The organism is Acinetobacter yuyunsongii (assembly GCF_041021915.1).
In the GTDB taxonomy this organism is placed as follows: Bacteria; Pseudomonadota; Gammaproteobacteria; order Pseudomonadales; family Moraxellaceae; genus Acinetobacter.
Genome location: NZ_CP157436.1, coordinates 21,792 through 42,430 on the forward strand (window position 1 = coordinate 21,792; position 20,639 = coordinate 42,430).

The following is a 20,639-nucleotide window of genomic DNA, read 5'->3' on the forward strand; positions in this document are numbered from 1 at the left end:
TCAATTATTCAGATGAGAAAGTATAGTTGTGCATATGATTTTTATATTGGCGTGTACGTCGTGCTGTTGCCACTTGCTGTAAAATCAATGCCCATAAAGGGGAAACTTTAGGGTTGGTTTTTTTGCCCAAACTCAGTTTACGTAACTGAAATTTAACTGTTGCCATATTAGCTACGGATGCTAAAACCTTATTTTTCCAAGTAATAGGTACTAGCTCTGGTACAACATTCTTCCCTTGCTTCCATTTTTTCGGTAAATTGGGATCAATCGCCAAAGCCGTGGCTATTCCAACCATATCGACCCCACTTTCAATAACTTGTTCAGCAACCTGTTTGCGACGAATCCCACCTGTTACCATCACTGGCATTTTCGCGACTTTACGAATCTCTTGGGCAAACTCTAAAAAATAAGCTTCTCTTGCTAAGGTCCGTCCATCTCTAGCTTGACCTTGCATTGCAGGTGCTTCATAACTTCCACCTGAAAGTTCTACCAAATCTACAGATAGCTCGTTTAACATTTTCACTACTTGTTGAGCATCTTCTGCACTGAAACCACCACGCTGGAAATCGGCAGAATTTAATTTAACGGCTACCGTAAATTTTTCTGACACTACGGCACGTACCGCTTTTACGATTTCAATCAAAATACGAGCACGATTTTCTAGTGAACCACCCCATTGATCTTGGCGCTTATTACTTAATGGTGACAAAAACTGACTGAGTAAATAACCATGTGCGGCGTGGATTTCCACGCCATTAAATCCCGCTTTTTCACCTAAACGAGCGGTATTGGCAAAACGTTGAATCACCTCCTGAATCATCTCTTGCGTCATTTCAATCGGAAGATTGAAGCGATCAGACATTTTGCCTAGATCTAATGCAACAGCTGATGGTGCCCAAGTTTGTTGTCCTAAATTCGATTGCATTTGTCGACCAGGGTGATTGATCTGCAACCAGACTTGTGCCCCTTTGGAACGTCCAATTTGCGCCCAACGTTTAAAGGTGTCCAAATACTTTTCATCTTCTAGTACCACACCACCCGGTCCAGTCATGGCACGACGATCTACCATTACATTTCCAGTAATGATTAAACCAACACCGCCATCTGCCCATGCTTGATATAAACGCATTAATGCTTCTGATGGCGCATGGTTTAGATCAGCCATATTTTCTTCCATTGCTGCTTTTGCAATGCGGTTTGGAATACGAGAACCATTTGGGAAAACCAATCTTTCAAACACATTCATTTCTGTGCCCTCATTTTGTATGGTCTTACTTTAAGATTAAAGTGAACTTTAATGTCAATATGTTTTAGAATGGAAATAAATAAAAAGTTATATTTTTATAATGAAACTAAATTAAGAAACTACTAAAACGTTAAATGCCTCTAAAGCTAACTACATATCTCTCTTAGCATTTAAGCTCAGCTTATGGAAAAGCCATCCGCAGATGGCTTTTTATTTGGATGTTTTAGGGTTTAAAGAAAACTTGATAAATGACGAGCTGGATCGGTTTCACGTGCTGTCTGAGCATCTGCAACAGTAAGTCCTAGTGCTGCTGCAACACCTTCACCATAAGCTGGATGACAAGCATAGCAGTTACGGATGTGGCGATATTTGATGAAGTCTAAAGCATCACCCATCGCACGTGCAGTATTACCAAACAGTGCTTGTTGTTGTTCAGGTGTCATCAATTCAAACAATGCACGTGGTTGGCTGAAATAGTCATTGTCATCTTCACGATAATCCCAGAAATCGGCATCACCATTAATTTTCAATGGTGGCTCTTTGTACTGAGGCTGCTCTTGCCATTGACCGAAGCTGTTGGGTTCATAATGTGGTAAACCACCATAGTTGGCATCAATGCGACCTTGACCATCGCGGTGATTACTGTGAACAGGGCAGCGAGCTGCATTCACTGGGATTTGTTGATAGTTCACACCTAAACGGTAACGTTGCGCATCCGCATAGTTAAATAGGCGTGCCTGTAACATACGGTCAGGTGAAACGCTAATACCTGGTACTAAGTTACTTGGGGCAAAAGCAGATTGTTCAACATCTAGGAAGAAGTTTTCAGAGTTGCGATTGAGTTCAAACTCACCAACTTCAATCAGTGGGTAGTCGCCATGAGGCCAAACTTTAGTTAAATCGAATGGATGATATGGAACTTTCTCAGCATCTTGTTCTGGCATGATTTGTACGAAAAGCGTCCATTTTGGATAGTCTTGACGTTCGATGGCATCGAATAAATCGCGTTGATGGCTTTCACGGTCTTGACCGACTAATTCACCTGCTTCTGCATCGGTTAGGTTTTTAATTCCTTGTTGCGTTCTAAAGTGGAATTTCACCCAGAAACGTTCATTGGCTGCATTAATGAAGCTATAGGTATGACTACTAAAACCATGCATATGTCGGTAGCTAGCAGGGATACCGCGATCTGACATCACAATCGTGACCTGATGCAAGGCTTCTGGCAATAAAGTCCAGAAATCCCAGTTATTGGTGGCACTACGGAGATTGGTTTTTGGATCGCGTTTTACTGCTTTGTTGAGATCTGGGAATTTGCGTGGATCACGTAAGAAGAATACAGGGGTATTATTACCTACCATATCCCAGTTACCTTCTTCAGTATAAAATTTTAAGGCAAAACCACGGATATCTCGTTCAGCATCCGCTGCGCCACGTTCACCTGCAACAGTGGTAAAACGAGCAAACATTTCTGTTTTTTTACCGATTTCGCTAAAAATTTTAGCGCGGGTATATTGAGTAATATCATGGGTTACGGTAAATGTACCAAATGCACCTGAACCCTTGGCATGCATACGACGCTCAGGAATGACTTCACGGACAAAGTTGGCAAGTTTTTCATTTAGCCATAAATCTTGGGCTAATAATGGTCCTCTAGTACCTGCCGTCATACTATTTTGGTTATCAACAACTGGTGCACCAAAATCCGTAGTCAGGTGAGTAAAAGGACACTTTTTAGAATCGTCGCTCATGGAATAAACCCCAAAATAAGATTTCTAATAATTATGAAAAGGGCAATCAAAAAATTTTGATTGCCCTCGATTTAAAAATTAACCTCTAATAAATGCTAAAAGATCCTTATTGATTGTCTCAGCCTCAGTTGTCGGCATACCATGTGGAAAACCTTCATAGGTCTTCAGTACACAATTTTGTAGCAAATCAGCCGATTTTTGACCTGATAACTCAAATGGAACGACTTGATCATCCAAACCATGCATCACCATCATCGGAATGGTAATACTCTTCAGATCATCACGAAAATCAGTCTGCGAAAAGGCAACAATACTGTCATAATGTGCTTTTGCACCGCCCATCATACCCTGTCTCCACCAGTTTTGGATCACTGGCTCGGATGGCGTTACCCCATCTCGGTTATAACCATAAAACGGTCCTGCTGGTACGTCATAGAAGAACTGCGCACGGTTTTCTTTAGTATTCTTTTGAAAATCATCAAAGACTGATTTATCGATGCCATCTGGATTATCATCAGTCTTTACCATGAGTGGAGGCACAGCCGAAATCAAAACACCTTTTGATACAGGATCCTCAGGATGACGCGTAATATAACGTGCAACAACCCCACCACCTGTCGAATGTCCTACATGTACAGCACCTTGAACACCAAGGTGATTGACCACAGCAGCAGTATCATCAGCGTAATGATCCATATCATGTCCATCCCAAACCTGCTCAGAACGACCATGTCCACGTCGATCTGTTGCAATGACGCGGAAACCTTCACCGAGGAAGAACATCATTTGCGCATCCCAATCATCGGCGCTTAGTGGCCAACCATGATGGAAAAAAATAACAGGAGCATCTTTTGGCCCCCAATCCTTATAGAAAATATCAACACCGTCTTTTGTAGTCACGTAGCCCATTTTTGTTACTCCTGTGTAATGTAGAGGTGGTTCCACTTGTTTGAACAACTAAAAGCGTATTTATAAGTGATATTCCGCTCTAGTTAAGCCACCTTGTTTTGTTGGGGTAGCTGATCATAGTAAAACTCATTTGGTGTCATTTTGTCTAGACTCGAATGAGGTCGTTTCAGATTATAAAACTCAAAATATGCACTCAATTGCTTTTTCGCATCTGTGACACTGCTATAAGCTTTGAGATACACCTCTTCATATTTAACGCTCCGCCATAATCGTTCAACCATCACATTATCTACCCATCGACCTTTACCATCCATACTGATTTGAATGCCATTTGATTTCAATACATCAATAAATGCATCACTGGTGAACTGACTGCCTTGGTCTGTATTCAATATTTCAGGTGATCCATATTTTTCAATCGCTTCATTTAAAGCCGAAATACAAAAATCCACCTCCATACTAATCGATACCCTATGCGCAAGTACCTTGCGGCTATGCCAATCAATCACAGCACATAAATAAACAAAGCCTTTTGCCATAGGGATATACGTTATATCAGTAGACCACACTTGATTACTGCGCTGAATAGCCAATCCTTTGAGCAGATATGGATATTTACGGTGAGCTTGATTAGCCTGGCTTAAATTTGGTTTGCAATATAACGCCTGAATACCCATTTTCTTCATTAAAGTACGTGTATGACGTCGTCCTATATGATGCCCTTGACGATTCAACAAATCACGCATCATACGACTGCCTGCAAAAGGATATTGCATATGTAATTCATCAATACATCGCATCAGCTTCAGATCTGATGAGCTAACAGGTTTTGGGCGATAATAATAACAACCACGAGAGACTTTCAGTAACTTAGCTTGTTTAGATACTGAAATCTGAAGTGAGTGATCGATTAACTTTTGTGGTTGAAGCGGCCCAGTTTCTTCAACACACCTTCTAAAAAATCAATTTCTAATGCCTGCTCACCGATTTTTGCATGTAACTTTTTAAGATCAATGGGAGGTTCTGATGGAGCTTTTGATTGATCGAAAGCTTGTGAGGAAGCTGAGATCAATTGATTTTTCCAGTCAATAATTTGGTTTTGATGAACATCAAACTCAGAACTCAATTCAGCAAGTGTTTTTTCTGCTTTGATCGCAGCAAGTGCTACCTTAGCCTTAAAGTCGTTTGAATGATTTCTTCTTGGTCTACGTGCCATAAAATACTCCATATATTGATGTTTATAACATCATTTGAGGAGCAGAGTATCACTTATAGGAGTTGTTCAAATTTCCGGATCCATCTCTATAAATCCTCTCAAAGTAAGTCTATTCCCTGCTTCTGATAATTTAATTTTTCCCCTATATGTATTCCCTGAAAGAGGATCAAAAACTTTCCCATCAATATATTCATTTGGTTTTTTAGAATTCTGAACAAAATTATAAATTATTTGAAGATTAACGAGTGGTTTGTCTTTCATGGGACCATTACATTCAGTACATATGCCTTTGGTTTGTTTTCCAGGCATGGGTCTGATTGCTGTTATTTTTCCACTATATGTCCCATCAGCATTCTTGCTTATTTGAACATCTCCACGAGAATATCCTGTTTTGTCATCAACTGTTTTCCATTTTCCAGTTATATCTTCAGCTAAAGATACTTGGCTTAACACAGCCATTAACAAACCCAAAAATATTAATCTAAATTGCATCATCCAACTCCTTTTAAGATTTTTAGCTTATTTTTTCAACTATAAGGTATAACCCGACTTTAAGGTCAATAGGGAATTCAATAAGTTTTATTAAAAAGATAAAGTTGTGTTATATAAATCCACAATATTGAATTACTTTAGAATATAGCTTTGTTATTTGAGAAAATTTACTACCAATTCAATAGCTTCAGGCACATGCGTTAAGCCCGAGTGGGAAGCCCAAATTGATGGATATTTTTCCTGCAAAAGCATATTAGTCACATCAGGCTCATTCAGGAATTGCCGTGTTACTGGTACCACTACAACATCCTGACGAGTGGCTAGTATAAAAGAGCGAATACCTTGAGGGTTTAACTTTTCCTCAGCTAAAGATCGCATAAATTGTGATTGTGCTCCTTGTTGTGTGCAAGCTGGACAATATGCTGATTTAAATGATCCAGAAATTCTTGTCGTACCACGAATACTTGGTGCAAGAGCCACAATACGATCAATATGCCCTGCCATTTCGGGAGATCGTGCTACTAAAAAAGCAAGAAGTCCCCCTTGTGAATGCCCAATCAAACTTACCTTTTGTGCACCTGTTTTTATTAATACGGAGTGAATAAATTTATTTAATTCTTCAACTGATTGATTGATATCCCTTGTGCCATTAAGGCTAAGTTGTCCTTGACGTCCATAGTTCAATGCATATAAACAATAACCTTGTTTTTTTAAGACAGGAGCCATGGTTGAAAAAGCACGTTTCGTATTAGCGAAAGTTCCATGAATCAGTATTATTGGCGAATGTTTGGACGAATGACAATCTACATTTACTAATCCAGACAGGCCCAGGGAATCATCGGCTTTCGATACATTTGATGACAAAATACAAAGAAGTACTAAAAGGAATCGATTAATAATTGACACTACGTACTCTGTCCGCTTATTACTTTCCATCATGAAGATATAATTTAGAAATCAGCCTACCCATAAAATTCATTTCACTCAGTAAATATCCACTATATTTAGGAATTTGATCTTCAGCATCTCTTATACGACGGTGATAGAACATGTGAAGAGATGGCTGTAATAATGGCTCTTGTTGTGAATGATTCTCTGCCGGAATAAAAACAAGTTTTGGAAAAAGTGGGGCCTGCAAATACTCTAATACTGGCTTACCACATTGCTTGCAGCTGCCACGCTTAACAATTGGTGGCTTCTTATATGACTTATATGTACTTTTAGATTGATCAATAAATATTACTTGTTCTTTTCGATAAATTAGAAAATCTCCGTATTCTGATTTATTAAAATCTTGGCAGAATTGACAATGACAAATTGCCCGTAATAATGGCTTACCTTTCACAGAAAATTTGTTAATTCCGCACTCACAAGTCAGTACATTTTGATGACCATCATTCATCATCCATCACTCTCTTAAAAAAAATTAAGCTTGAGTCTAATCATCAAAAAATATTGAAGTTATCCATAAAATTCTGTTTATATGAATAAATATAGACTATTTGAAATAGTCTAAGGTTAAACCCTACTTTAATGTCAAGTTATTATTGATAGTCTTGCTAATTTTTCAAATATATATTAATTAATTGAATTTATTATTATTTTTATGAGTTACGTTATTCCAACATTGTCGTAATATTTTTTTGTATCAACATTTTTATAAATTTCATCAGAAAGATAGGAAATCAACTTGACATTAAAGTTTAGTTTAATGTTATTAAAATTATCACTCAAAGCTTTATTCTTAAAAATAATTGATACAAAGACATAGGGCTAAGCCTTATGTAATAAATTATTTTGCAGATTAAATTCTATTAACAGTGATGGATCAATAGACGCATGACCACTAGCTTAAACAATCAAAACTATAATATTAAAACTGGAAAATTTACTAGCACAGGAACTTCTTGTGCTTTCACACTACGCACTCCACAAACAACATCCCCTACCCAGTTTCCAGCAATTTTGATGCTACATGGCTGGGGTGGAACACAAAACTCTTGGGTATGGCCTTTTGCAGAGCGTTTTCTAAGTATGGGCTTTGCTGTAATGACTTTCGACTATCGCGGTTGGGGACAAAGTGAAGGCACGCCACGACATGTGACTAAAGTCAAAGATCGCATTAAAGATGCTGAAGCAGCACTTAACTTTCTAAAGAATCAGCTTGAGGTTGACGCTACAAGAATCGTACTGTGGGGTACTTCTCTTGGCGGTGGTCATGCCTGTAGTGTGGCTGCAAAACACCCTGAACTTTTTGGCATTATTGCGCAGGTACCAATGCTTGACGGCAGCGCTGCCGCAAAGATTACACCCCTCCGACAAAAAATTCGTCTTGGGGCTCATGCACTGGCTGATCTGATTCCGATGAGAAAACCCATATACATTCCAATTTATGCTAGTCCAGATAATTTTGGCACCTTGACACGGGATGGCGCTGCTGCACTGAAACAGGAGTCAGAGCGTTTGTATGGTAAAAGTACTGAAAATTTTATTGCTGCACGCTCAATACTCACAATGGGTTCATATAAGCCTCTTGATGTATTGCCAAAAATTAATACCCCAACTCTGATTATCTGGGGACGTAATGATACTGTAGCTCCTTTTCCTTTCAAGGCTGTTCAATCAATTTCTAAGCCCAACTTCAAAATAGTTGAACTCAATGCCAATCATTTCGAACCATACCTTACCCCTGTTTTTTTAGAGAATATCGAACATCAAATGCGTTTTTTGGATACGTTATTAGAGAAAACAAAGAAAAAAGCTTAGCTCGAATATCTCCAGTTTCAAATATTGGTTGAGTGTAATAGGCTCACAGATATAGAGGTAATTGATATGGCAGAAACTGTTATTGTAGTGAATCACTGGCGAGTTCCTGCGGTTTTCACCAGAACCTATCTAAAAGTCGTTGAATCGAGAGAACATGATCCAGCACAGGTTTTGACACATGCGGGGCTACCTCCTGATTCATTACGTTCAGGCATAGCCTATTTGACTTTGGAAGAATCACAAGCTATAGCTGAGGCAGCGGTTTCGATTGCTGGGGATGATGGCATTGGTATTGATATCGGTATGATGCTCCCTCCCACTGCCATTGGTAACGTAGGCTACGCTACCCTCTGTTCTTCGACACTGGCCGATGCCCTTGAAATAGGTGAACGCTTCTGGCATCTGCTCTCTCGTGGTCAACAACTGCATGTGGTCACTGTGAATAATCGCTGTTGCGTGGAAGTTGAGTTCCTGATTAAAAATCCACTGATGCATCACAGTGAAGTGGAAGTGACACTGTTTGGGGCTTTTCGAAATATACAAATATTATTGCGCAGGGATCTTCATGATATTGAACTCTGGTTGGATTATCCTGAACCAGTTCATTGTGCACGTTATAAAGAACTAGTTGATGTTGTTCACTTTAATATGCCTGTGTGTAAATTCATTTTTCCAGCCTCCTTGCTCTGTTTGCCACTGGATATGCCCAATCAACAAGCCTGTGACTTTGCTTTAGAGCAATGTATAAAAGAAGAGGAAATGCTTGGTATTTTTGAAAATAGCACAATCTCCAAAGTTCGTGAGCTAATCATGATCGGCACTGATGGATATCCACAACTTGAACACGTTGCGCAAAAACTGTTTATTAGCTCTAGAACATTAAGACGCAAGCTTCATGAGGAAGGTATTAGCTACAGTGATTTATTAAAAAGTGCACGCAAGCGAGATGCCATTCAACTGCTGGACAACTATGAAATGGATATTGCCCAGATTGCAAGCACACTCGGTTATCTTGATCCCTCTAACTTTACACGGGCTTTTAAGCAATGGACGGATATGACACCGTCCGAGTACCGACAATTACGCCAACAGAAATAAGAAAAATTGGATATAGGCTGAGCATTACCTATCATCAGTTATTTTAGACAACATTCAAATAGCACACACCTGTCAATTGCTCCGATACTTGCCACAGTTGCTCAGCCAGATTTTGGTCTTTTGCTAATTTTCGTACTCGTGCAGGTGCTGGGTAACCAGCCATTTCCATAAACCCATTTGGACCGTAGTATCCACCTGATTCCGCCTCACTGGAGGTAGCAGCAAATACGCTAGGATAGCAACCCATGGATTGCGGTTGGGCAAAGAAACAGTTAAATACTGCTGTACCACTGGCATTTTGAAGGTTAGTGTCCGAATAACCTGGATGTACTGCGATGGAATCAATTTTTGATTCTGTCAGACGTAGTCGTCTGTGCAATTCACGGGAAAATATTAAATTTGCCAGCTTACTCTGACCATAAAAAGCCCATCGAAAATAGCATTTTTCGGCATTTAAATTATTAAAATAGATCTTACCAAAGTTGTGCGCCACACTGGATACAGTGACAATGCGTGGTTTATCGGCTCGTTCTAGAACATCGAGTAACAGACCAGTCAATGTGAAATGCCCCAGATGATTGGTGCCAAATTGTATCTCAAAACCGTCTTTTGTCCTTGATAAAGGTGGTGCCATCAGACCAGCATTGTTCAGCAAGATATCCAGTTTCTGGTATTTTTCCTTAAAAACCTGTACAAATGCTTTAATCGCCTGCTGATCGGCTAAGTCAAGCGACATCAGTACCAGCTTCGCCTCCGGGTATTCCTCTTTAATATTTTCAACTGCCAAAATGCCTTTTTTCTGGTCACGGCATGCCATGATAACCTCGGCCCCATGTGCTGCCATAAGACGAGCTGACTCGAAGCCAAGTCCACTATTTGCTCCAGTGACAAGAACAGTCTTGCCAATCATTGACGGGATTTGTTCAGGTGTCCAAGTTACTTTACTCATCATTTTGTTCCTGATTATGATTTGTTTGCACAGCCATGTCGTTGCTCACTACGCAGTACGCCTACATCACCGACATATGGGCGTGAGGTCGCCTCTAGCATGAATGGTTGAAGTACAGCACGCTGCTGATCCGTGAAGCCCACATGTATTAACATTAGACAATGCCAAACGTGCACCTTGTCTAGCTAATCCCAATGCGGTAGCACGACCAAAATTACGTGTCTTGACTAGGCCATTAAGTTGTTGATCCATATTAGTTGCTGTAGAAATGTTCATTTTCTTGATCACCTACCTGTATTGATGAAAACAAGTATTTCAAATCCTATCCTTTACTGTGATAGGAATAACGGACAACTTACCTGTCATTTATGGCCAGAACATTATTGGTAAGATTGAAGAGAGCTTATTAAACTTGATCAGATAGTCTCTTCATTTCCCATAGGCTTGTTTATCTTAATTCTTATACTTCTTTGGTACTTTTTAATCCTACATTTGATTTATACGGGAATTAAAGTATTAGGAAATAGTATGTAAATACATTCTCTAATGGAGAGATTCAAAGGTTAAAACTCACGAAAGAATTCAATGCAACAGACTATGTTTTTATATTAGATGAACTGAGTACAGGTTTACATCTTTCTAATTTGGCGCAAAATATCAAGTAGTTTGGCGGATCCAGTCAAGCAGATTACAACGTTTTTTTTTAAAGATTGAGCTATTCCGTTTAAAGGACATAGTAATGAGTAAAATTACAAATCAAGTACCTCATCCGACAGATATTCAGTTTTATTCAGATGGCGTGAGATGTCGCGCTTATCTGTATCGCCCAGACAGTCAAGATAACACTCCTATAATGATTATGGCTCATGGACTTGGTGGCACTAGGAAAATGCGCCTGACCGCATTTGCTGAGCGCTTCGTGGCTGAAGGATATGCATGCCTCGTTTTTGACTATAGACATTTTGGTGATAGTGATGGACAACCAAGACAACTTCTTGATATAGGTCACCAATTAACAGATTGGAAAGCAGCGATTCACTATGCACGTAGCTTACCTAATATAGACCATTCAAAAATTATTCTTTGGGGTAAATCTTTCTCGGGTGGACATGTATTGGCGACTGCCGCTCAGGATTCAGAGATTCGTGCAGTAATTTCACAATGTCCATTCACTGACGGCTTTGCTTCGGGTTTAGTTATGAATCCTATCACTTCTACAAAGATTACTACATTAGCTATACGTGATCGAATTGGTGCAGCACTTGGAAAGGATCCGATTATGGTTCCATTATCTGCACACCCAGGTGAAACTGCATTAATGACTTCTATTGATACAGTTTCTGGATTATCAGAAATCACAAAAAATGATCCAGATTACAAAAACTATGTAGCAGCACGGTTTGCCCTTGACATTATCCGATATTACCCAGGTCGACAAACTAAAAAAATCAAGGCTCCTGTTCTCTTTTGTGTATGTGAGACAGATACAGTTGCACCAGCAAAAATGACTTTACGTCACGCAAACAAAACACCTCAAAAAGAGATCAAGCTTTATTCATATGGTCATTTTGAAATTTATGTTGGTGAAGCTTTTGAACATGTCATAAAAGATCAAATTAATTTTCTTAAGCGAGTTGTAGCTGTATAAACTTCAACCGTTGTAGAGTGAAAAATGAAAAAATATGATTTAAAAAATAAAGTTGTGGTAATCACTGGCTCAACTGGTGGTCTTGGAAGTGCAGCAGCCAAAGCTTTACACCATAAAGGTGCAAAACTTGCCCTTCTTGATTTAGATATCGATAAAGTTAAAACTCAGGCAAAAGCATTAGGTAAGGATGAGGTGGCTATAGGTTTGTATGCTAATGTCTGTTCTTTAGAAACGTTAGAAACTGCTATGGCTGACGTAATAAAACATTTTGGTAAAATTGATATTGTTATTGCTAATGCAGGTATTGGAGTACCTAATTCACTGGAACATATTTCCCCTCGCGAGTTTGAAAGAACTATCGATATTAACCTCACAGGCGTATTTCGTACTTTTCGTTCAGCACTCCCCTATGTCAAAAAAACACAGGGGTATTTATTGGCTATTTCCTCTATGGCCGCATTTGTTCACTCACCATTAAATACTCATTACACCTCTAGTAAAGCTGGTGTGTGGGCCCTAAGTGATAGCTTACGTCTGGAACTTAAACATTTAAATGTTGGAGTAGGTAGTTTCCACCCAACTTTCTTTCAAACTCCTATGATGGATGCTGTACAAAAAAATCCCGCAGGTAAGGCTATTTGGAAAGGTAATACAGGAATGTGGAAATATGTTCCAATTGAAACAGTCATTGCTGAACTACTAATGGGAATCGAAAAACGCGAAGAACTGATTATTGTTCCTAGAAAGCATTCTCTTATTGCTAAAGCACCAGCATTGTTTAGACAAGTAATTGAATTCATAGGCTTTGATAATAAAAGGCTCAAACATGCAATAAAGTTAGCGGAAAATTCAAATGATAAGCTCGGTAACTAGCTTACTTCAATTGAATGATAAGTAATTGAGGCAGATATTAAGGCAATATTAAAAAGCTAAAAACTTTAAGCGTACAGTAGCCGTATGAAGTAAAAAATGCGTAACATAATTAATAAGTAAGGAATAAAATATGACATCTCAAACCCAGATCGTTATATCCAATCCGGTAAACAACAAAGACCAATTCCATCATGCTGTCAATGGTATTAGTCTTTGCTATCGTACATATGGAGATTCTACTGCAACCCCCTTATTACTAATTGCTGGATTAGGGTTGCAGCTCACCTATTGGCCTGAAGCATTCATTCAGGGTTTTGTTGCACAAGGTTACTTTGTAATTGCTTTTGACAACAGAGATATTGGTCGTTCTTCCCGTATCAATGCAAAACCACCTACCTTGTTCCGACAATTATTAAGACTCAGGTCTCATTTAGATTATGATTTATATGATATGGCTGAGGATAGCATTGGACTGATTGATCATCTTGGCATAAAAAAATTTCATATAATTGGAATGTCAATGGGTGGGATGATTGCCCAAACAATCAGTGCTTTCCATAGCTCCAGAGTGCTTTCTTTAACGTCTATTTTCTCATCAACTGGTGCAAGGCATGTTGGTCAACCTGCTCCACTCACCTTACTAATGCTTGCTAAAAAGCCTGCAAAAACTCGTGAACAAGCAATACAACTGTATTTGAAAATGGCAAAATATATTAGTTCACCAATTTATTTTTTTGATCGAAATAAAGCACAGCTCTATGCAGGTGAAGCTTGGGATAGAGGTAATGGGATAAATGCACATTACGGTGTTAAACGTCAAATAGCTGCAATTATTAAGTCTGGTGACCGTACTGAACAATTAAGACTAATCACTGTTCCAACTTTGATTCTACATGGTGAGAAAGATGTATTAGTACATCCGAGTGGAGGAAAAGCAACATTTGAAGCAATATATCAAGCTAGGCATATTACAGTTCACGGTTTAGGCCATTACTTTTCTGAAGGTGTTATTCCACAATTATTAGGCTTAATTATTGAAAATATGCAAAGGTCACTTACAAACCATCACCTATGACTTAATTCTCATAGATCTTTTTGCAGAGGTTCTAATTATTCTATTGTGAGTTGTTCCCGCTGCTGCTGTGGTGTTTGACCCGACCACTCCTTAAATGCTCGGGTAAATGCACTATGCTCAGAATAACCTAGTAACAATGCAATTTCCACAATCTGTAACCTGTGGTCTTTCAGATAGGATTTTGCCAGCTCATATCTTACAAAATTCAATTCCTTACGAAAGCTAGTCCCAAGTTCAGTCAAACGTCGCTGTAAGGTTCGACGTGAATAATGCATTTGAATCACAAGCTGATCAATATCTGGTTCACCCTGATGAAGCAAATGAGCAATATATTTGCGTACTTGTTCAATCATATCATCAACATTCGGCAAACTCGCAATCAACTGATCAGCATGTCGATCAAGTATGGCCACTAATGTTGCATCAGGTGTTTTTAAAGGGAAACTTAGCATTTCCAAACCAAAACGAATGAGTGGAATGGGTTGCTCAAAAAGCACGGTACAACCAAAATAATCTTCATAAGGTTTGACATCTTCTGGTCGTTCATGAATAAAATGCACTACCTGCAAACTATCTTTACCACGAATCAAACTACGACAAAATTGAACCATCACAGTACGACCTGTTTCATCAACCAATCCACCTGCCTGATATTCCTCAATATCCCAAGAAAGTTCTACATAATTATCAAGAATCTTGATATCGGCTGGCACCACATCAAAAATAAGCCTCTGATAACGCTCAAAACGCTGCATTGCTGTAAACAAATTTTCACAAGCTGAAAGAACCGCCCCTAAAATCCCTAAATGTCGAGCGCTAATCGTTTGTCCCACATGCAAACCAATCAAGGGATCATTTAAATAGTTTTTTGCTGTTTCCAAAAGACTTTGCCAATGCTCAACTGCAATTCCACCAAGACCATTTGGATTTGGAGTGGGCCAAGCTTCTCCCAGTACTACTTCAGGATCATGTCCCTGTGATGCTAAATATTCAAACAACAACTGTACGTAGGTTTCTGGAATTATTCGCTGATGTAGAGGCTTGAGCAATCCATTTATCTCTTTTGATTTTCTAATGGCGTAAAGTATCAAATAGAAAGCTAAAAAATGTCAAGCGTATAAAAAGGCATCAACTAAAAGTTTGATGCCTTTAAAAATATTTATTGAAAACTATGCACGTTTTTTGACTAGTCCATCATTAAGCAATTGCTGGAAATGTTCAGTAAAAGTCTGCTCAAGCGTATGATATTTGAGTCCAAGTGTAAGACTACGACTGTTATCAAACTGCATAGGGTGACCAACATTACGACTCACAAAATCTCGAGTGATTGGTCCCAAAATTGGACCAACCGCCCACACAATAAACTTTGGAACAGTCATACGTGGAAAAGGATATTTATCACCAAAACTAGTTCTTAATATCTTGGCAATATCCAGCAGTTTTAAAGAATCAGCGACTACTAAATATCGACCAGATGCTTTGGAATCTAAAGCTGCCAGAACATGAGCACGTGCAACATCACGAACATCAACCACACCACTCACTAAATCAGGGACACCTGTTTTCAAACGACCATCGCCCATTGAAACCAAAGTATCGATACTAGCGGACTGACTTAAAGTCGTGAGTGATGGACCAAAGACTAGACCTGGGTTAATCGTTACCAAAGCCCAACGACTTTGCTCTTTTTGAATACGCCAAGCCTCTCGTTCTGCTGCCACTTTAGAATAGTTATAGGGGCTATGATTGACTGAACTACTTTCATTCCAGTGGCTTTCATTCAGCATATGATTTGGTAAATCTTTGGCATCAATACAGTCACCATAGACCGAGACCACACTACTGGTTAATACCACCTTCTCTACCGTTACTGTACGATTGGCTGCTTCGAGCACATTCCGTGTTCCCTCAACTGCTGGACGCACCAAGGCCTCGTTGGCATCCTCAAAACCATCCAATAAAAATGGTGATGCTGTATGAATGACGATTCCACATCCTTTCATCGCTTCGTCAAAACTACCTTGTTTTAATAAATCGGCAGCAAATAAATGCAAAGTACCTAATTTATTCTCAGCAATTTTTTTTAAATGTTTAACACTTTCTTCTTTGTTAGGATCTCTCACAGTACCGTGCACTGTATGACCAACTGCTAACAGATACTGTATGATCCAACTTGCAATATATCCTGAAGCACCTGTGACCAAAATCGGCATTTTGGTGATGTCTTGAGTTGTCATGATCTATCCCTTAACTTAAAAATAAAATAATGTTATGAAATCTGAATAGCTGTGGATTCAGGCAACTGCGACACCAGATCCGCCCCAATCAATTTTGCTGGCGTATAAGCACCACCATCTGGTTGATGTATCATCAAATATTCAATCACCGCCAATGCACCTGTAATGGTCAGGCTATAAGTATTGGCAGTCCGAACCCGCGCCGTTTTGACCTCACCTTTGGCATTACGGGCCTCGCCCCAAACAAAAGTCGGTAGTTGATCACGTACCTGTTCATCAGGACCTTGAACCGTTTTCCCCAGATAAGTTTTGATGATTTTCTGCACTGAAGATAATTTCAATAAAGGGCGAAAACAGTTGGCAGACTTCGCTCCCCAAACCATTGCTGATGATGCAGGAATCAAAACTTCAATATTAGGAATACCCGTTGTATAAAATGCGGTTGAAACATCCCCCCACGGAATAGTCATCGCTGTTTTTGCACCATTACCAAAATCAATTTTTTTAACGTGATGCGCTAAAGGAACAGAAATTATTTTTCCATCTTTACGAATTTTTCCACCATTTGCTAGGCCCTCAATATTAGTTTTTGCCGTACCTGGGGAAAGCTTAGTCTCAGAATCAAAGCCAAGAGACAAATGCGTTGCATCAGGTAATGCTTTTTTAAGCGCAGCCGCAACACAATCGGTTGGAATCACATCGAAACCCACGCCAGAGCATAGAACTACATCAGCCTGTTTAGCTAAACGATCATATGAATGCGTTTGCTCAAAAACAGTTATTTCCCCTGTTATATCCAAATAATGAGCTTTGGCTTTTAAACATGCTTCTATCATTAGTTTTGAAGTTGCTGAGAATGGACCTGCACAATGCATCACCAAGTTATTGCCTTGAATGTGTCGAGCTGCCTCATCCGTATTTGCAAGATCGAATACTTTGGCTTCCAGTTGGAGTTCCTGTGCCAATTCCTGAATTTTTTTCTGGTTACGTCCTGCAAGTACAGGTTTTAAGCCACGCTTTACCGCTTCCCGTGCAATGAGTTCTCCAGTGTAACCATTTGCACCGTAAATCATCCAAGTTTTGGGTGGCGAGCTAAATTCTACACTCTTCATATTTGAATCAACCAAGTTCTTAGTTTTTTAATCATCTAATCTAAGAAGTATTTATGCTTGACAATTTATGACAACATAATTTGATATTTTGCGCCACAAATATAAGTGCTAAAAATTTGTTTTTGATTAGTCCTAAAAAACTTGATATAAAAACTCTTATGATGAATATTCATTTTTAATAAAATTACTTACCATCACACGAATCGGCGTAGACTCAGAGTTATACCTAAAAATCAAACAACCATTAGTCTTAAAAAATGTGAAACCAATTGAAGTTTTACATTTGTGCTTGCTTTAGAGAATTAAAAAACCTAAAGTTAGCTTTAATGTAAAAGTAAAGTTCGTGGTGGACAATGAATATTAGTGAACTGTCAAAACGTAGCGGTATACCAACTCCTACTATTCGTTATTATGAACAAATCGACCTTTTACCTAAAGCGAAACGTAAATCGAATGGCTATAGAGAATATAGTGAGACAGATCTCAAGCAATTATTTTTAATTCAACAAGCACAACAAGTTGGTTTTTCTTTAGCCGAGATAAAACCCTTTTTGTTATCAAATTCCATTGATTGGGAACATGATAAGCTGATTAGTGTACTTGAAAGTAAAATCAAAGATATTGAGGAAATTGAACACAAACTAATGATAAACAAGCAAAACTTACAACTTATTATTCTTGCAATAAAAAGTAAACCAGAAGAAATATCATGTACAGAAAATGCTGAACGTTTACTAGATTTTTATTATACAAATGACAGTTTTTGACATCCTTAACAATTTTGAGCTAGCTCATATTAAATTGTAAATTGAGTAGTAAGCAAGTTAGCTAACTTGAAAGCACTAACTTGTTTTGAAGTTCAAAATTATCTTTAAATAATATTTATCAATCAGTGTATTAATTTTAATTCAAAAAAACAATAAAAATTCTCTTGACCTTAAAGTCAACTTTAATCTTATTTTATCAGAGCAAAAAATAAACTAGCAGAGTTTACGCTCAAGGAACTTTTATGAATTTTAAACCTTCTTTAATCGCACTGTTTCTTAGTGTTGGATTTGTGAACACCACATTTTCAGCAACACAACAAAACCTTACGGAAGAGTCTATTACCATAGTTAAAGCAGATGATCCCCGTACTCAATATCCATATGCCGATCAATTTGTTCAAGTTGAGTTTGGACCATATAAAGTTAAAGTACCTAAAGGTGGCTATTATGATCGTTTTCGTATGAATCCAGATCTTAATGAAGTTGCAAAAGATCCTCTCGTAGGAAATATTGACTTTTTTAGAAAAATTCCAAAACAACTAGTTGATACACGTGTTGGTAAAGTTTGGTCACCAAACTTTTACTACACTAGTAGCAATGTACAAGTACTTATGTTAGCTCCGCTAAGTAAAATTAAAGCTAAACTTCCTTCTAAACTACAACCGTTAAGTCCTGTACCTGGTTATGGATTGGTCTCATTAACTTTCTTTGATTACGATGTAGCTGATGCAGATCCTTATGATGAAGTTTCTGTTGCAGTTGTAACACATGGGCCAGACTCCATTGGTTCAAATACTTTAGAATTAGTAAACTCAATCTATAATCGTACCTACTATGCTCATGTTCTTGCCTTGCCAGTAGATACGGAAATTGCTCGCGTACGTGGTGTTTATGGATATAACTTACCTAAATGGTTAACTGCTATAAACATGAAAATTAATGATCGTGTTACTGCAAATATATACGATACATCAGGTAATTTAGATGTGAGTTTAAGTGCGCCAACGCCTAAACTTGAAACTCCAGCAAATGAGTCAAATATTGAGACAAGAAAGTTACTCAATCAGGTTGATGGCAAATGGTATAGTTCATTGATTCAAACAAATAATCAACAATTTGGTCAACAGTTCTTCCCACTTGGGGTAAAAATCACTCGAAATACTGGGCCTGTAAGCAAACTTCTTAATGAACTTGGTGCAGAAAAAGTTGTACGCTTAGATGTCATTAAACAAGGTCAAATTGCTTTACATATGCCAAAACCAGTTGATGCTTGGAATTAATATATAATTTTTGCAACAAAAATGTGACAGCAAAAGCTGTCACATTTGAGATTTAGAATCCTCTACAACGTTTTAAAATATTTCGTAAATTCAATAAATCATTTTAAATGCTTTTGTAACTCAGATCCTGCTTGAGATAACGCTGTCTTAACTGATGGTTCATTACTTAATGGATTTAAAAGACCATAATCATGAATTAAACCATTATAGCGTGTTACTGTTACTGGGATACCAGCTGCATCTAGGTTCCGACCAAATGCTTCTCCTTCATCTCTTAAAACATCTAATTCTGCTGTTTGAATCAATGTTGGAGGAAAACCTTTAAGCTGTTCTTTAGTCGCGCGCAAAGGCGAAGCAAGAATATTGTTACGATCTTCAACTTTAGTTGTGTAGTTATCCCAGAACCACTTCATCATATTCTTAGTTAAGAAATATCCATTTTCATATTGATTGTATGAGGCACTTTCGAAGCCTGCATTCGTAACTGGCCATAACATTACGTTATAACGAATTTTTGGACCACCTGATTGTTTAATTTGTAGTGCCACAGAAGCAACCATATTCCCACCAACACTATTACCAACTAATGCTAAACGACTTCCATCAACACCAATCTCTTTACCGTGCTGACCAACCCACTTAGTTGCTTCATACGCTTGATTAATTGCGACTGGGAAATGTGCTTCAGGAGATGGCGTGTAGTCTACATACACTGCTGCCGCACCAGATTCACGAACAAGATCACGAATTAAACGCTCATGTGTAGCAAAATCACCTAAAACCCAACCACCGCCATGGAAAAACATAAATACTGGGAGAACACCTTTAGTATTCTCTGGTTTTACGATTTTAAGTTTAATTTCTTTTCCTTTAACCAAGATTATTTTTTCTGTCACTTTTGCTGGAGGAAGTTGGGCGCCTTTTTGAGCCCCAATTAATACTTGACGTGCTTCTTGAGGTGTCATTTGTTCCATTGGTTTACCATCACCAGAATTTAATATATCTAGGAAAGCCTTAATGCCTGTAGTTGGTATAGGTGAATTAATTTCCTGAGCTGATACAGCAGATGCCAGTAATACTGACGACATTAAAATTGATAATTTTTTCATAACTTGGACCACCTTTGTTAAATCTATAAGTTTTGGTAAACAAACTTTTGACAGGTATACTTTTAAATCAAAAAGTTTGTGTAAATAATGTTTGCACACAAGATGCTTTTA

General features: G+C 38.4%; 20 protein-coding genes. 7 read left to right on the top strand and 13 right to left on the bottom strand.

Annotated features, from left to right (window positions below; translation table 11 throughout):
* Nucleotides 1-4: 4 nt before the first annotated feature.
* The 7 genes from ABLB98_RS14325 to ABLB98_RS14355 all read right to left on the bottom strand — a co-directional run bounded on the left by ABLB98_RS14325 (nucleotide 5) and on the right by ABLB98_RS14355 (nucleotide 7,019).
* On the bottom strand, nucleotides 5-1,246 hold the full coding sequence (locus tag ABLB98_RS14325) for an NADH:flavin oxidoreductase/NADH oxidase family protein (protein ID WP_348883575.1): 1,242 nt from the start codon (nucleotides 1,244-1,246) through the stop codon (nucleotides 5-7).
* Between the two features lie 230 nt (nucleotides 1,247-1,476).
* On the bottom strand, nucleotides 1,477-2,997 hold the full coding sequence (locus ABLB98_RS14330; RefSeq protein WP_348883577.1) for a catalase: 1,521 nt from the start codon (nucleotides 2,995-2,997) through the stop codon (nucleotides 1,477-1,479).
* A 78-nt stretch (nucleotides 2,998-3,075) separates the two neighbouring features.
* Nucleotides 3,076-3,906, bottom strand: coding sequence for an alpha/beta hydrolase (locus ABLB98_RS14335; protein ID WP_348883578.1), 831 nt, complete (start codon nucleotides 3,904-3,906; stop codon nucleotides 3,076-3,078).
* An 83-nt stretch (nucleotides 3,907-3,989) separates the two neighbouring features.
* Nucleotides 3,990-5,122 (bottom strand): IS3-like element ISAba14 family transposase gene (locus ABLB98_RS14340; RefSeq protein WP_225530522.1). Its coding sequence is split into 2 segments (ribosomal slippage): nucleotides 3,990-4,870 and nucleotides 4,870-5,122, totalling 1,134 coding nucleotides; the frame shifts between segments, so codons are not numbered across the junction.
* A gap of 66 nt (nucleotides 5,123-5,188) precedes the next feature.
* Nucleotides 5,189-5,614, bottom strand: a complete 426-nt coding sequence (locus tag ABLB98_RS14345) for a DUF2147 domain-containing protein (RefSeq protein WP_369028941.1) — start codon at nucleotides 5,612-5,614, stop codon at nucleotides 5,189-5,191.
* A 153-nt stretch (nucleotides 5,615-5,767) separates the two neighbouring features.
* Nucleotides 5,768-6,520, bottom strand: coding sequence for an alpha/beta fold hydrolase (locus ABLB98_RS14350; RefSeq protein WP_348883355.1), 753 nt, complete (start codon nucleotides 6,518-6,520; stop codon nucleotides 5,768-5,770).
* 19 nt (nucleotides 6,521-6,539) lie between these two features.
* The gene (locus ABLB98_RS14355) at nucleotides 6,540-7,019 is read right to left on the bottom strand and encodes a GFA family protein (RefSeq protein WP_348883354.1); all 480 of its coding nucleotides are present in this window, start codon (nucleotides 7,017-7,019) and stop codon (nucleotides 6,540-6,542) included.
* A gap of 434 nt (nucleotides 7,020-7,453) precedes the next feature.
* On the opposite strand from ABLB98_RS14355, the gene ABLB98_RS14360 reads away from it, so the two are divergent.
* Nucleotides 7,454-8,380, top strand: coding sequence for an alpha/beta hydrolase (locus ABLB98_RS14360; RefSeq protein ID WP_348883353.1), 927 nt, complete (start codon nucleotides 7,454-7,456; stop codon nucleotides 8,378-8,380).
* Nucleotides 8,381-8,467: 87 nt separating this feature from the next.
* Nucleotides 8,468-9,478: an AraC family transcriptional regulator ligand-binding domain-containing protein gene (locus ABLB98_RS14365; RefSeq protein ID WP_348883352.1), complete on the top strand. Its 1,011-nt coding sequence runs from the start codon at nucleotides 8,468-8,470 to the stop codon at nucleotides 9,476-9,478.
* Between the two features lie 43 nt (nucleotides 9,479-9,521).
* On the opposite strand, the gene ABLB98_RS14370 is transcribed toward ABLB98_RS14365, so the two are convergent.
* The gene (locus ABLB98_RS14370) at nucleotides 9,522-10,427 is read right to left on the bottom strand and encodes an oxidoreductase (protein ID WP_348883351.1); all 906 of its coding nucleotides are present in this window, start codon (nucleotides 10,425-10,427) and stop codon (nucleotides 9,522-9,524) included.
* A 14-nt stretch (nucleotides 10,428-10,441) separates the two neighbouring features.
* Entirely contained in the window at nucleotides 10,442-10,582 is a 141-nt protein-coding gene (locus tag ABLB98_RS14375; RefSeq protein WP_348883349.1) for a hypothetical protein, read from the bottom strand.
* Between the two features lie 584 nt (nucleotides 10,583-11,166).
* Here ABLB98_RS14375 and ABLB98_RS14380 point away from each other — a divergent pair.
* The 3 genes from ABLB98_RS14380 (at nucleotide 11,167) to ABLB98_RS14390 (ending at nucleotide 14,023) form a co-directional block, all read left to right on the top strand.
* Nucleotides 11,167-12,075 carry an alpha/beta fold hydrolase gene (locus tag ABLB98_RS14380; RefSeq protein WP_348883348.1) on the top strand — a complete coding sequence of 303 codons (909 nt, stop codon included), beginning with the start codon at nucleotides 11,167-11,169 and terminating at the stop codon, nucleotides 12,073-12,075.
* A gap of 24 nt (nucleotides 12,076-12,099) precedes the next feature.
* On the top strand, nucleotides 12,100-12,948 hold the full coding sequence (locus ABLB98_RS14385) for an SDR family NAD(P)-dependent oxidoreductase (protein ID WP_348883347.1): 849 nt from the start codon (nucleotides 12,100-12,102) through the stop codon (nucleotides 12,946-12,948).
* Nucleotides 12,949-13,078: 130 nt separating this feature from the next.
* A complete protein-coding gene (locus tag ABLB98_RS14390; RefSeq protein WP_348883346.1) occupies nucleotides 13,079-14,023 on the top strand; it encodes an alpha/beta hydrolase in 945 nt (314 codons plus the stop codon).
* Nucleotides 14,024-14,058: 35 nt separating this feature from the next.
* Here the strand turns inward: ABLB98_RS14390 and ABLB98_RS14395 are convergent, their stop codons facing one another.
* The 3 genes from ABLB98_RS14395 to ABLB98_RS14405 form a co-directional block, all read right to left on the bottom strand.
* A complete protein-coding gene (locus ABLB98_RS14395; RefSeq protein ID WP_348883345.1) occupies nucleotides 14,059-15,072 on the bottom strand; it encodes an AraC family transcriptional regulator ligand-binding domain-containing protein in 1,014 nt (337 codons plus the stop codon).
* Between the two features lie 120 nt (nucleotides 15,073-15,192).
* Entirely contained in the window at nucleotides 15,193-16,260 is a 1,068-nt protein-coding gene (locus ABLB98_RS14400) for an NAD-dependent epimerase/dehydratase family protein (protein ID WP_348883344.1), read from the bottom strand.
* 32 nt (nucleotides 16,261-16,292) lie between these two features.
* Nucleotides 16,293-17,372, bottom strand: a complete 1,080-nt coding sequence (locus tag ABLB98_RS14405) for a saccharopine dehydrogenase NADP-binding domain-containing protein (protein WP_348883343.1) — start codon at nucleotides 17,370-17,372, stop codon at nucleotides 16,293-16,295.
* Between the two features lie 353 nt (nucleotides 17,373-17,725).
* On the opposite strand from ABLB98_RS14405, the gene ABLB98_RS14410 reads away from it, so the two are divergent.
* On the top strand, nucleotides 17,726-18,139 hold the full coding sequence (locus tag ABLB98_RS14410; protein WP_348883341.1) for a MerR family transcriptional regulator: 414 nt from the start codon (nucleotides 17,726-17,728) through the stop codon (nucleotides 18,137-18,139).
* A 242-nt stretch (nucleotides 18,140-18,381) separates the two neighbouring features.
* A complete protein-coding gene (locus ABLB98_RS14415) occupies nucleotides 18,382-19,419 on the top strand; it encodes an acetoacetate decarboxylase (RefSeq protein WP_348883340.1) in 1,038 nt (345 codons plus the stop codon).
* Between the two features lie 98 nt (nucleotides 19,420-19,517).
* Here ABLB98_RS14415 and ABLB98_RS14420 read toward each other — a convergent pair whose 3' ends face one another.
* Complete coding sequence (locus tag ABLB98_RS14420) at nucleotides 19,518-20,528, bottom strand: alpha/beta hydrolase (RefSeq protein ID WP_348883339.1); 1,011 nt, start codon at nucleotides 20,526-20,528, stop codon at nucleotides 19,518-19,520.
* Nucleotides 20,529-20,639: the final 111 nt, after the last annotated feature.

Coding starts and splice junctions, on each gene's coding strand:
- ABLB98_RS14325 (WP_348883575.1), bottom strand. CDS start 1,246: ATGAATGTGTTTGAAAGATTGGTTTTCCCAAATGGTTCTCGTATTCCA.
- ABLB98_RS14330 (WP_348883577.1), bottom strand. CDS start 2,997: ATGAGCGACGATTCTAAAAAGTGTCCTTTTACTCACCTGACTACGGAT.
- ABLB98_RS14335 (WP_348883578.1), bottom strand. CDS start 3,906: ATGGGCTACGTGACTACAAAAGACGGTGTTGATATTTTCTATAAGGAT.
- ABLB98_RS14345 (WP_369028941.1), bottom strand. CDS start 5,614: ATGCAATTTAGATTAATATTTTTGGGTTTGTTAATGGCTGTGTTAAGC.
- ABLB98_RS14355 (WP_348883354.1), bottom strand. CDS start 7,019: ATGATGAATGATGGTCATCAAAATGTACTGACTTGTGAGTGCGGAATT.
- ABLB98_RS14360 (WP_348883353.1), top strand. CDS start 7,454: ATGACCACTAGCTTAAACAATCAAAACTATAATATTAAAACTGGAAAA.
- ABLB98_RS14370 (WP_348883351.1), bottom strand. CDS start 10,427: ATGAGTAAAGTAACTTGGACACCTGAACAAATCCCGTCAATGATTGGC.
- ABLB98_RS14375 (WP_348883349.1), bottom strand. CDS start 10,582: ATGTTAATACATGTGGGCTTCACGGATCAGCAGCGTGCTGTACTTCAA.
- ABLB98_RS14380 (WP_348883348.1), top strand. CDS start 11,167: ATGAGTAAAATTACAAATCAAGTACCTCATCCGACAGATATTCAGTTT.
- ABLB98_RS14385 (WP_348883347.1), top strand. CDS start 12,100: ATGAAAAAATATGATTTAAAAAATAAAGTTGTGGTAATCACTGGCTCA.
- ABLB98_RS14390 (WP_348883346.1), top strand. CDS start 13,079: ATGACATCTCAAACCCAGATCGTTATATCCAATCCGGTAAACAACAAA.
- ABLB98_RS14400 (WP_348883344.1), bottom strand. CDS start 16,260: ATGACAACTCAAGACATCACCAAAATGCCGATTTTGGTCACAGGTGCT.
- ABLB98_RS14405 (WP_348883343.1), bottom strand. CDS start 17,372: ATGAAGAGTGTAGAATTTAGCTCGCCACCCAAAACTTGGATGATTTAC.
- ABLB98_RS14410 (WP_348883341.1), top strand. CDS start 17,726: ATGAATATTAGTGAACTGTCAAAACGTAGCGGTATACCAACTCCTACT.
- ABLB98_RS14415 (WP_348883340.1), top strand. CDS start 18,382: ATGAATTTTAAACCTTCTTTAATCGCACTGTTTCTTAGTGTTGGATTT.
- ABLB98_RS14420 (WP_348883339.1), bottom strand. CDS start 20,528: ATGAAAAAATTATCAATTTTAATGTCGTCAGTATTACTGGCATCTGCT.